Genomic DNA, 11,279 nt, shown 5'->3' with positions numbered 1-11,279 from the left:
GATGCAGCGGTTCTTGCCATTGCCCGCGAGCGGCTGAAAGATACTGCCGCCCGCAAGGTTATCATCCGCGGAAACTTTCGGGACATGACGCGGTTGTTGAAGGATTATCCGGACACACGATTCGACGGAATCCTGATGGATCTGGGTTTTTCTTCAGAGCAACTCACGGGCACAGGCAGGGGGTTTTCATTCAGCTATGACCAACCACTGGACATGCGACTGGACGATGATCTCAAGGTCACTGCCAGGAATATCGTGAACTCGTTTCCAGAGGAAGATATTGCTGACATCTTGTGGAAATATGGCGAGGAGGGAAGGTCACGTCAGGTCGCTCGCGCGATCGTGCGCCGTCGGCAACGAGCACCGATCGAGACGACGAGTGAATTGGCGGAGACAGTAGCCGCTGTCTTCCCTTCCAGGCACGCCCGCATACATCCTGCTACCAAGTCTTTTCAAGCTCTGCGCATATATGTCAACGATGAGCTCAATGCTCTCGAGAATGGTCTCAAGTCCGCAGCATCGCTCTTGAATCTGAACGGAAGACTCCTGGTCATCAGTTACCATTCGCTCGAAGATAGAATTGTGAAGAGAAGCTACCTGGCTCTCTGCGAGAATCCGGTCTCGGGGGAGCCAGGATTTCGCCTGGTCAACAAGAAAGTCATTCGGCCTATGGACTCAGAAGTCGCAACGAACAGACGTTCTCGCAGTGCCAAGCTGCGCGTACTGGAAAGGGTATAGCCATGAGTATTGCAGTCAGAGGCAACTATACAACGGTCCGTCGCCCTGCAGCGACAGTTTGCGTCTCGGCCGTGGCGAGAAAAGCAGCACGTCGGTATGTTGTTCTGGGCGTGACGATCGTCGGTCTGCTGTGCGCCTATGGCTATGTGTACAGCACGACTCTGTTCTTGGAGCGTCAGGTGGAGTTGAACAGGACGGCCATTCAGGCACAGCTTCAGCAGCAGGAATCGCTGCTCGAGCGCGACACAAAGCTCATGTCACCCGATCGGGTGCGGGCTGCCGCAGGCGCTATGGGTATGGCAGCCAACAACACGGCGGTGATCGGCACACTGGACAGTCTTCATTAGCGGGAATACCTGCGTCAAGACCATACGGAATTGATGAAGAGAGGCGTCGTGTCTTTCAATGATATGTTCAGACGACGTCTTGTTGTCGTCTTTACGGTATTCCTGGTTGCAGTGCTAGGAATTGAGTCACGGTTCGTCTATCTGCAAGTAGTGGCCCGCACTACGCTTGTGAATAAGGCTAACCAGCAGCTTGAGACCGAGTCTATTCCTATCAAGGCAAAGCGAGGAATGATCCAGGATTCGACAGGGCGCGTGCTGGCGCAGGATGTGGCGACGTGGTCCCTGGGCCTGTACATGAAGGAAGTCAAAGACCCTCAGCTGACCGCGGCCCGCATCGCCCCTGTCATCAAGGCATCCGTGTCACAGCTGGAGAAGCAGATACGCAGCACGTCATCAAGCTTCATCTACCTAAAGAAGCAGGTTGGCGTCGAGGAATATGACGCACTGCGCCAACTCGATGTACCAGGAATCGTGCTGGACAAGGGCTATCGCCGGGTCTATCCGCTGGGAGCTCTCATGTCTTCCGTGGTCGGTATTACCGGCTCGGACAACCAGGGTCTGTCGGGAATCGAGTTCCAATACGACAAGGAACTCGGAGGTACGGACGGGCGACATACCTACAAGGTCTCTGGCTCGAATCCCGGTGAGCCCGCCGTCACAGAGGATGTTCTCGAAGCTGTACCAGGCAAGAACATCGTGCTGACGATCGACTCGAACATCCAGTATTTCGCACAGCAGGCTCTCATGGAGACCCTCAAGACATATGATGGTAAGCGGGCTACGTGCACGATCCTGGATCCAAAGACTGATGCAGTCCTTGCGATGGTCGATGTGCCAAGCGTAGATCCCGAACACTGGCAGGACGCTCCGATGAGCTCTCTCTCGGAGAAGGCAATCAGTGCTAATTACGAGCCTGGTTCTGTGTTCAAGGCAGCGACATCGGTTGCCGGTCTCGAGACGGGTACGATTACGCTGCAGAGTACGTTCTACAGCGGCGGTAGTCTCAAAGTCTTCGACACGGTCGTTCACGATCTCTATCCATATGGGACGATGAACCTCTACGCAATGTTGCAGCACTCCTCCAACGTGGCGTTTTGCCAGTTGAGCATGAAGATAGGAACTACACGCTTCTACGACTGTCTGAGCCGGTACGGTTTTGGCAAACCGACGGGCATCGATCTGCCTGGAGAGGAGTCCGGCATTCTGCTTCCAACGTCTCTCTGGTCAAAGACAACGCTTCCTACCATGGGATTTGGCCAGGGCGTAGCGGTGACGGCGATCCAGATGGCGAACTTCTATGCCACGATAGCCAACGGAGGCCTCATGCAGCGACCCTACGTGGTCGATCACATCGTCGACGCCTCAGGAACGAGCCAGCGCACAGACACGCCTGGAGTCGTCGGTCAGTTGTTCAAGCCGGAGACTGCCAAGGCTGTTCTCGAGGGCCTCCACGGAGTCGTGCAGAAAGATGTCGGCGTTTTCAGCGCCTACATTCCCGGCTACGAAGTTGCCGGAAAGACTGGCACTGCTCAGATAGCCGCTCCCGGAGGAGGCTATCTGACTGACGGATCGTACGTATTCAGCTTCGCAGGAATCCTCACGGCGAACGACCCCAGGGTGGTCGTGTTCCTCAGCGTCCATGAGACTCGAAAAGGAGCACGCACATCGTTTCTTGTGGCAGGGCCGACATTCAAGAAGATTGCGCTGCAGTTGATACAGTATCTGAGGTTGAAACCATGAAATTCGTCGTTGAAGAACGGGAGCTTGCTGAGCTCCTTCATACGCTGCCTCCTGGGTCTTGGGATTCCACGCGTTCCTCGCTTGGCCAGAGGGCAATGATCAACCTGATCACGCCTGATTCGCGTGAATGCGGGCCGGGGGCCATGTTCATCGCCATCTCTGGAACCAGATTGGACGGAGCGTCCTACATCACCAGCGCTCTTTGCGCCGGGGCGGCCTGCGTTGTCGCTGAAACTGAGCATCCTGAGGTTCAGGATGTGCCAGTTGTCATCGTCTCGAGCTGTCGTGAGTTCCTGAGTCTGGTATCGCAGGCCTTTTTCAACTTCCCTGCTCGTCGCATGAAGATGATCGGCATCACTGGAACGAGCGGCAAGACGAGCACAGCATACATGATTCGTCGTCTCTTGCAGGGACTTGATATCGCGAGCGTCATGATAGGGACCACAGGCTATGTCATGCCTGATGGCGAGTTCTTTCCTCCTGACGCTCTGCCCGCCACGACGCCGGAGGCCTTTGCGCTCAATTGGTATCTGGACCATGCAGTTCACCAGGGGGCACGGGTTGCCGTGCTCGAGGTTTCTTCGTTTGCGCTCGCTTTCGGCAGAGTTCACGGCATGCGCTTTGATTGTGGGGTTTTCACGAATTTCTCGCAGGATCACATGGGATATCATGGCACGATGGATGCATATCTGGCGGCCAAGCTGCGCCTGTTCACGTCACTTGATGAGAACTCTGTGGCCATTCTCAACGCTGACGATCCTTCGTTCGCTTCCTTCAGGGACGCAGCCGGGCGCTCGCAGGTCAGGACGTTCTCCCTGGAGCGAGCAGCTGATCTGCGTGGTGACCACGTCGTGTCCAAAATGGGAAGAACCACGTTTCAGGTCCTTGCGCGCAACGGAACCTCGTTTGACGTGGAGCTTTCCATCGGCCCGGCGTTCCAGGCATCCAACTGTCTGGCGGCAATCAGTTCGGTCGATGCCATTGAACCCACCTGCGACCTGGGCAAGGCTGTACAGTGTCTTGCTGCCACACTCTACGTCCCCGGGCGCTATGAGCGCATTGACTGTGGACAGCCGTTCGAGGTCGTCGTGGACTATGCCCATACGCCAGAGGAGTTCTCGGCACTGTTCAGCGCTGTGCGGCCCACCGTGCGGGGAGACCTGCTGGCCGTGTTTGGTTCTGTTGGCGCCGATGACCGCGAGAAGCGGCCGATCATGGCCCGCCTCGCAGAGGACGCCTGCCGCTGGTCTTTCGTGACCGTGGAGGACCCTCGTCATGAAGACGCGTCGGTTGCCGTTCACGACATCGAGGACGGGTTCACCACCGACCATTTCACAGTCATCGAAGACAGAAGGCAGGCAATTCGAAGTGCCATTGCTGTAGCCAGGCCCGGCGACATGGTTCTGGTTCTCGGTCGTGGGCATGAGACGGTCATGTACTATGAACACGAGGATGTCGTCTTCGATGACCGGGAAGAAGCGCGCCTCGCGTTGCGCGATCACGGCTATGTTTGTGACGCTGATGGTCCGCAGTCGCAGGAGGGACGCCGATGACCGCGAGGTCTGCCATGTTGATGGTTCTCGTTCTTGTCCTTGTGGACCTGGCTCTTTTCCCTCTCCTTATTGCGTGGCTGCGCAGGATACGGTTTATGCAATTGATACGGGACGAAGGGCCTGCTTCTCACAAATCCAAAGCAGGTACGCCCACGGCGGGCGGTCTGATGCTGGTTCTCAACATTGCCGGAGCCGTGGCAGCCTATTTCTTGGTGATGGGGCGAACGGGCTTGACACGGCTGGACGTCGCCGCAGTGGTCTTCGTAGGAGTCAGTTTCGTTTCCGGTTTTCTGGACGACTGGACTAAAGAGGTCAAACACAGAAATGACGGACTGCGTGGCTACCAGAAACTTCTGATCCAGACAGCAGCAGCCGGGCTCTTTTTCTATCTGGCGTACCCATCGATTGTTCCGACCCTTTATCTGGCGAGTGGTGTGGTTCTTCTTGGCGGCTGGGCCTTCTACGTTGTTGCCATGCTGTACGCGGTCGGCATGGTGAATGCATTCAATCTGACAGACGGCCTTGATGGCCTGCTCGCCAAGACGAGTCTTCCCGCATTTGTTGTGGCTGGAGTAGCCTCGCTTCTGCATCCATCAGGACTGGCCGGCATCCTCCCTTTGGCAGCTGCTGCATTTGCCATCTCATTTTTATGGTTCAACGGCACAAAAGCATCAGTGTTCATGGGAGATACGGGATCGCTTACGCTTGGCTCCATCTTCGTCGTGTGGGCGTTTGCCTCCGGGAACCAGTTGTCGTCGATCCTGCTGGGAGGACTGTTTCTGGGAGAGGCGGTAAGCGTGATGATCCAGGTGCTTGTCTTCAAAGCCTCTGGTCGCAGAACAAGGGTATTCCTTATGGCTCCGATACACCATCATTTCGAGAAGCTCGGGTGGACCGAGCCAAAGATCGTCGACCGGTTCTTTATCGTCAGTATCCTGTTTGTCATTGCCGGGGCATTGACGATGACGTGGAGATAGCCAGTGATCCCTTTCAATTCTGCATTCGTCGTCGGGGCATTGCCAAGTGGATTGTACGCAGCCCTGTACCTGCATGATCACGGAGTGGACGTTTTCGTGTCAGAATTCAAGCAGCGAAGCGCTGAAGAGGAGTTCGAGCATGCGGTCCGACTGCTGCAGCAGGTGGGAGTTCCCTTTGAATTTGGACAGAACACTGCGAGCATCATGGCTGCCTATGACGTGGTCATTGTCTCGCCCGGTGTCCCACCCGAGGCTCCGATTGTCCTGGTCGCTGCACAAATGGGCAAACTCATCGTCGGTGAGACAGAGATTGCCGCGTATGCCGGTCTGTCAGTGCTTGCAGTGACTGGTAGCAATGGCAAGAGTACGACCACGGCTCTTCTCGGAGAAATTGTTGCTGAGGCGTACCCCGATGCAGTGACAGGAGGCAACCTGGGCACTCCAGTGTCACAGCTCCTGGTGGAACACCCGTTGGCAGGACCGGCGGTTCTTGAGGTCAGCTGTTTCCAGCTCGAGACAATTCATACGTTCCATCCCAGAGTGGCCATTTTCTCGAACCTGGTTCCGAACCATCTTGACCGCTACGGTACCATGGAACGCTACTTCGCCACGAAGAAGCGTTTGTTCGAGAACATGACGGTGGATGACGCCGTTGTGCTCAACTGGGATGACCCCGCGCTGAGAGCGCTTGGCCCAATGCTGAGTCCTTCCACGTTCTATTTCGGATTGGGTGACGGCGTATTCTCCGGCGCGCATGTTGTCGATGGTGGCATCGTTTTCAAAGACACGACACGCACGGTGGAACTGTTCAGAGAGACAGACCTGCGGATCCGGGGGCGGCACAATGTAGCGAATGCCATGAGCGCAGCTCTGGCGGCCTTTCTGTACGGTATCTCGCCAGATGCCATTCGCAGGGCTGTGGAGAGCTTCAACGGGCTGCCCCACCGACTGGAGCACGTCGGAACAGCGGATGGCGTGATGTTCGTCAACGACTCCAAGGCAACAACTCCAGAATCGGTCATGACGGCCGCTGATGCCATGACTGGACCATATGTAGTCATTCTGGGCGGCAGTTCAAAGGGCGTCTCATTCGACAAAATGGCGTGGCACCTGACCGAAGACAGGAATCTGGTATCAGCAATCGTGATGGGCGCGACCGCCCCGGCTATTGAGGATTCGCTGCGCAAGGCCGGCATGGAGGAGATTGTCCGCGTCGAATCGCTTGAGGAAGCTGTCAGCAAGGGAATACACCTTCTTTCTGCTGGTGGTACGCTGCTTCTGTCTCCTGCTTGTGCTAGTTTCGACATGTTCAGGGACTTTGAGCAGCGTGGCAACCGGTTCAGGGAGATCGTGCAGGGTCGTCGGGGCGTTGTCACGCGGTGAGGCGTATACTGGTTCTGGTCGCCATACTGCTCTGCCTGGGGGTACTACAGAACTATAGCATCGCCGTCAGTCTCAGTGCTGCGCAAGGTCAATTGGTGGCTGTTACCCCGAGTGTTGTCAAGCAGACGATCATCGTCGGTGTTGGAGTCTTCGCCTACTGGTTCTGCTCGCGGTTCAAGTACATGCGCTGGGCAGACATTTCGGAATTCCTGACGTATGGCCTAGGAGCGTTGCTGGTCGCTGTTCTCATTCCCAGCATTGGCAGGAGCGTCAATGGTTCCAGCCGATGGATCGGAACCAATTTGATTGGCTTGCAGCCATCTCAGGCAGTCGTCCTGGTGGTGCCTCTTCTCGCCGCCAAGCTCTTCAGTGGCAAGTACCTCAACGAGTATGACCATCGATACTACCGCACGTTTCTGCTATTCGTGCTGGGGTTTACCGCTCTCGTCGCACTGGAACCCGACTTCGGGACGGCCTTCGTCATTGCTGGGTCCTCAATTGCTATCCTGCTGGCCGTCGGTGCTCCGCTAGGCTACTGGATCAGCCGAACGGCTGCCCTGGGCGCGCTGGCTCTGATTGCGGTGAACGTGAAAGCTTCCTGGAAAGTCAGGATGACCTCATTCATCAACCCGCTGGCGGCCGACAAGGCGAAAGGCGTCGCATATCAGCTGGTGAACTCCATGTTTGCTGTCGCGAGGGGTGGAGTGCTGGGGCGGGGTTTCATGCGGAGCGTCCAGAAATTCGTCCACTTCCCGGCCCAGGAAAATGACTTTGTTTTCGCCATATTCTCGGAAGAGTTCGGGCTTATCGGCGTGACCATCGTGCTGGGCATCTATCTGTGGATCGTCTTTGACCTGTTCAGGCTTGCCTCGAGGTCTTCTGAGCCGTTTGCCCGAGTGTATGTCATGGGGCTGGGCGTATTCCTCGCCGTGCAGGCGTTTGTCAACATTGGCGTTGTTGTTGGACTGCTTCCTACGACAGGAGTACCGCTGCCTTTCTTCAGTCAGGGAGGCAATCACATCGTCTTCGAGATGGCCGCGCTTGGCATCGCGGCAGCTATTTCCCGGAGTCCAGAGGCCGCCTGATGCACTACGTTGTCGCTGGAGGAGGGACAGGGGGGCATGTCTACCCCGCAGTCGCAATTGCGGAACGCTTGTTGGACAGGGGAACCGTCACCATGCTGGCACGATCCGGCAGCATGGAGGAACGCGTTTTCCTTGCTCAGGGGCTTGATGTGAGAACTGTCTGTTCTGCCCCGCTTCTGTATACGCCCAGATCGTTGTGGCGTCTTGCACGTGCAACTCGAAGTGGAGTAAGAGCTGCCCGCCGTGTCATGACGGACGCCCATGTGGATGCTTTCATTGGTACTGGCGGATACGTCTCGGTGCCAGGAATCGTGGCTGCGCAGATGAGCGGAGTTCCCATATACCTTCTGGAACAAAATACCGTCATGGGGAGGGCGAATCGACTGTTCTCCCGCCGTGCGCGGCACGTGTTCCTGGGGTTTCCTGTTGAAGGGGTCTCCGGTTCACGGTTCACCGTCACTGGAAACCCCCTGCGACGTAAGGTTTACACGGCACTGACGGAGTGCCAGCTCAGCAGACCTCTTCGCCGAGGACTGCTGTTTATCGGGGGTAGTGGTGGGGCCAGCTTCGTCAACGAACTGTTCCTGCGGACAATCCGGGAGCTGGACAGCAGAGGCCGCGAAGTTCTAGTCACCGTGGTAACTGGAACTGATGACTATGCGAGGATTCGTGATGCAGTGGACGGGCTGTCTCTACGGCATGTCAATCCTGTCGTCGTCTCCTATGAGGAGCATATGGAGCGACTCTATGAGCAGGCGCGCATAGCGGTGACGAGAGGCGGTGCACTTGCACTTACGGAGCTTGCTGTCGGAGGCATCTATGCTGTCGTCATCCCCTATCCCTTCGCCGTTGGCCGGCATCAGTCCAAGAACGCGGCATATCTCGAGAGCCTTGGTCTCGGTATACGCATTGAGCAGCAGTCACTGCTGTTCGACAGGTACCTGTCTATCGTAGAGAAGGCGCTGGATGATGAAGCAGGCCCGGCCCTTCCTGCTTCCAGTATCTTTGGAAGTGATGCGGGGGACGCCATAATGCGCACCATTGAAGAGGAGTGCTCACATGACTGAACTCCTGCAGCCTGGAAGGCCTTTTTTTCTTGTTGGCATCTGTGGCGCCGGAATGAGTTCGCTGGCTATGTTGCTGCACAGCATCGGAATGGATGTGCGGGGTTCAGACATCGCGAATGGCGGTCCCGAGGCTGAACGGTTGACTTCGCTGGGTATCCGGGTGATGTCCGAAGCCGAGGCAGTCGGGGCACTTCGTCATGACGAAGTTCTGGTACGGTCGTCGGCAATTCGCTCGGACAATGTGGTGCTCATGGCTGCAGCGGAAATCAGAGCGGGCGTTCTCCACCGAACAGACATCCTGTCTGCCGTCGCATCAGACTATTTCCTGATAGCCGTTGCTGGCACGCACGGCAAGACTACGACGTCTGGAATGATTGGATATGTGCTGGCAAGACAGGGCTTTGCTCCAACCATCTGCGTTGGAGGCAATATCGCCGGATTTGATGGAGCCTTCCCCTCTGAAGGGACACAGCGAAGGCAGATTCAGGGACGCCCGATCATGGTCCTGGAGACTGATGAATCGGACGGCTCATTCCTGAAGTTCCATCCAGACGTAGCTGTAGTAACGAACATCGATAACGACCACTTGGGGGCTTACGGAGACAAGTTCTCCAACCTTGTCGGCGCATTCGCCCGGTTTTCCCAGCAATGCGCTAAGCGAGGCGGTCTGATCGTTGGTTGTGGCGACGACGGGGAAGTGGCCAGGATCGTGCAGGCTCTGCCGCGGCACGTTCTGTACGGTCAGGAGGCGTCAAATCAGGTGCAGATGCGCTACCATGTCCGCAGCAACACGGCAACGGTTGCCAGAGAACGTATGGAGCAACCATTCGTCATGGAACGAGGAGACGAGAAGAGCTATCTCAACGCTGTTGCCGCTTGTCTGGCGTGCGAGGCAGTCGGGGTCTTCCTTGCAGACACACTTCATGTTCTGGAAGGTTTCCCCGGAATGGAGCGGCGGATGCAGCTCCTGGCAGACCATGACGAAACGGTCGTCCTCACAGACCATGCGGACCACCCCACGGAAATCAGAGCGACCTTGCAGGCTGTTTCGGTGCGGTATCCCGGAAGACTAGTTACCCTCGTGCTCCAGCCGCACCGTTTCTCCCGCGTGAGCATGTGTCTCGAGGAGTATGGACCGGCGCTGGCTGGAGTCTCGCGGATCGTGCTGCTCGACATCTTCCCGGCTGGAGAGACAGCGGAGCATCCAGAAGAGCTGAACGAGAGGCTTCGAGAAAGCGTGAAGACAGCAGTCGGTGGCTCACTAGCACCCCAGATGCCCGTAGACCAGATGCTCGACGTCTTGCGGGTATCGGCCACCCCGGGCGACGTGGTATTGTTTATGGGCCCCGGAGATGTGAATAAGCTTGGTCTGCGATTTTCTGGCTTGCTGACGAGCGGCAATGCGGTACAATGTCAAACTGCTAGGTCCCTCGAGGAACGCATAAAGCAGGAGAACGACTGATGGTGAATTCGGTCATAGACAAGTTCAGACGTCGCGTCGAGCAACGGGTCCTGACGAAGGAGCCGCTCTCGTCCTATACGTCGTTTCGTATCGGGGGTCCGGCCGAGTGCCTCTACACGCCATATGGTGAGGAGGACCTGGTTTGCGCACTGCGTGCTGCCAGAGCTCTCAAGGTGCCGACGACGGTTCTCGGCAACGGAACGAATGTTCTTGTGTCCGACCGTGGTGTCGAAGGCCTGGTCGTGAGGCTTACGGAGACCTCGCTTCAACCATTGATGGAGAAAGGACTGGTGCTTGCTCGTGCCCCGATGCCACTGTCCTCCCTGCTGGACTTCGCCATGCATCAGAATCTGTCTGGACTGGAGTATCTTGTCAGCATACCCGGTACTGTTGGAGGGGCTGTCTACATGAACGCAGGTTCGTTCTCTCAGGCCATAAGCACTCACCTGGCGTATGTAGAAGTTCTCGATCGTAACCTCGAGTATGTCGTGAAGAAGCATGAAGATGTCGATTTTGACTACCGTTACAGCGAGTTTCAGGAGAGCGGGGCCATCATTTTGGGCGCTGCATTTGATCTTGAGGCTGGCGACGGAGCGACGATCCGGTCGACAGCTGCACGTATCCGATCTGAGAAGCATGCCAAACAATCGTGGGAACACCCGAATGCGGGAAGTATCTTCACGAATCCTCCAACGACCTATGCCGGCAAGTTGATAGAGGAGGCGGGGTGCAAGGGTCTCCAGGTGGGGCAGGCGCAGGTGTCGGTCAAGCATGCGAATTTCATCGTCAATCTGGGAGGGGCGACTGCACTTGATGTCGTGCGCCTTATGGACATTGTCGTACAGAGAGTCTATGCACGCTTCAACGTGCGCCTTTCGCCCGAGATCAGACTGCTCGGTGACTTCTCCTAGGAGGTAGCGCGTGGGT

General features: G+C 56.7%; 10 protein-coding genes. All 10 read left to right on the top strand.

The window, feature by feature from the left end:
- On the top strand, positions 1-738 hold a 738-nt coding region (gene rsmH / locus SMC7_RS04250; protein ID WP_119089110.1), incomplete at its 5' end, for a 16S rRNA (cytosine(1402)-N(4))-methyltransferase RsmH.
- Between the two features lie 2 nt (positions 739-740).
- Positions 741-1,085: a hypothetical protein gene (locus tag SMC7_RS04245; protein ID WP_119089109.1), complete on the top strand. Its 345-nt coding sequence runs from the start codon at positions 741-743 to the stop codon at positions 1,083-1,085.
- Positions 1,086-1,133: 48 nt separating this feature from the next.
- A complete protein-coding gene (locus SMC7_RS04240; protein WP_165845133.1) occupies positions 1,134-2,825 on the top strand; it encodes a peptidoglycan D,D-transpeptidase FtsI family protein in 1,692 nt (563 codons plus the stop codon).
- On the top strand, positions 2,822-4,378 hold the full coding sequence (locus tag SMC7_RS04235; protein WP_119089107.1) for a UDP-N-acetylmuramoyl-L-alanyl-D-glutamate--2,6-diaminopimelate ligase: 1,557 nt from the start codon (positions 2,822-2,824) through the stop codon (positions 4,376-4,378). The genes SMC7_RS04240 and SMC7_RS04235 overlap by 4 nt, the downstream gene beginning before the upstream one ends.
- Positions 4,375-5,355, top strand: a complete 981-nt coding sequence (mraY, locus tag SMC7_RS04230; RefSeq protein WP_119089106.1) for a phospho-N-acetylmuramoyl-pentapeptide-transferase — start codon at positions 4,375-4,377, stop codon at positions 5,353-5,355. Before SMC7_RS04235 ends, mraY begins: the two co-directional genes overlap by 4 nt.
- A gap of 3 nt (positions 5,356-5,358) precedes the next feature.
- The gene (gene murD / locus SMC7_RS04225; RefSeq protein WP_119089105.1) at positions 5,359-6,738 is read left to right on the top strand and encodes a UDP-N-acetylmuramoyl-L-alanine--D-glutamate ligase; all 1,380 of its coding nucleotides are present in this window, start codon (positions 5,359-5,361) and stop codon (positions 6,736-6,738) included.
- Positions 6,735-7,823, top strand: coding sequence for an FtsW/RodA/SpoVE family cell cycle protein (locus SMC7_RS04220; protein ID WP_119089104.1), 1,089 nt, complete (start codon positions 6,735-6,737; stop codon positions 7,821-7,823). Before murD ends, SMC7_RS04220 begins: the two co-directional genes overlap by 4 nt.
- Positions 7,823-8,890 (top strand): UDP-N-acetylglucosamine--N-acetylmuramyl-(pentapeptide) pyrophosphoryl-undecaprenol N-acetylglucosamine transferase, encoded by a 1,068-nt coding sequence (locus tag SMC7_RS04215; protein WP_119089103.1) that lies wholly within the window; start codon positions 7,823-7,825, stop codon positions 8,888-8,890. The genes SMC7_RS04220 and SMC7_RS04215 overlap by 1 nt, the downstream gene beginning before the upstream one ends.
- Positions 8,883-10,352 carry a UDP-N-acetylmuramate--L-alanine ligase gene (locus tag SMC7_RS04210; protein WP_119089102.1) on the top strand — a complete coding sequence of 490 codons (1,470 nt, stop codon included), beginning with the start codon at positions 8,883-8,885 and terminating at the stop codon, positions 10,350-10,352. The genes SMC7_RS04215 and SMC7_RS04210 overlap by 8 nt, the downstream gene beginning before the upstream one ends.
- Positions 10,352-11,263, top strand: coding sequence for a UDP-N-acetylmuramate dehydrogenase (gene murB, locus SMC7_RS04205; RefSeq protein WP_119089101.1), 912 nt, complete (start codon positions 10,352-10,354; stop codon positions 11,261-11,263). Before SMC7_RS04210 ends, murB begins: the two co-directional genes overlap by 1 nt.
- Positions 11,264-11,279: the final 16 nt, after the last annotated feature.

The sequence above is a fragment of the Candidatus Cryosericum terrychapinii genome, assembly GCF_003570925.1.
Taxonomy (GTDB): Bacteria; Caldisericota; Caldisericia; order Cryosericales; family Cryosericaceae; genus Cryosericum; species Cryosericum terrychapinii.
Note: the sequence above shows the minus strand (reverse complement) of the source record. Positions and strands in the feature narration are given on the sequence as shown.

Excerpts from the sequence above, each read along its gene's own strand:
- SMC7_RS04215 (WP_119089103.1), top strand. The coding sequence starts at position 7,823 with ATGCACTACGTTGTCGCTGGAGGAGGGACAGGGGGGCATGTCTACCCC.
- SMC7_RS04245 (WP_119089109.1), top strand. The coding sequence starts at position 741 with ATGAGTATTGCAGTCAGAGGCAACTATACAACGGTCCGTCGCCCTGCA.
- SMC7_RS04235 (WP_119089107.1), top strand. The coding sequence starts at position 2,822 with ATGAAATTCGTCGTTGAAGAACGGGAGCTTGCTGAGCTCCTTCATACG.
- mraY (WP_119089106.1), top strand. The coding sequence starts at position 4,375 with ATGACCGCGAGGTCTGCCATGTTGATGGTTCTCGTTCTTGTCCTTGTG.
- murB (WP_119089101.1), top strand. The coding sequence starts at position 10,352 with ATGGTGAATTCGGTCATAGACAAGTTCAGACGTCGCGTCGAGCAACGG.
- SMC7_RS04210 (WP_119089102.1), top strand. The coding sequence starts at position 8,883 with ATGACTGAACTCCTGCAGCCTGGAAGGCCTTTTTTTCTTGTTGGCATC.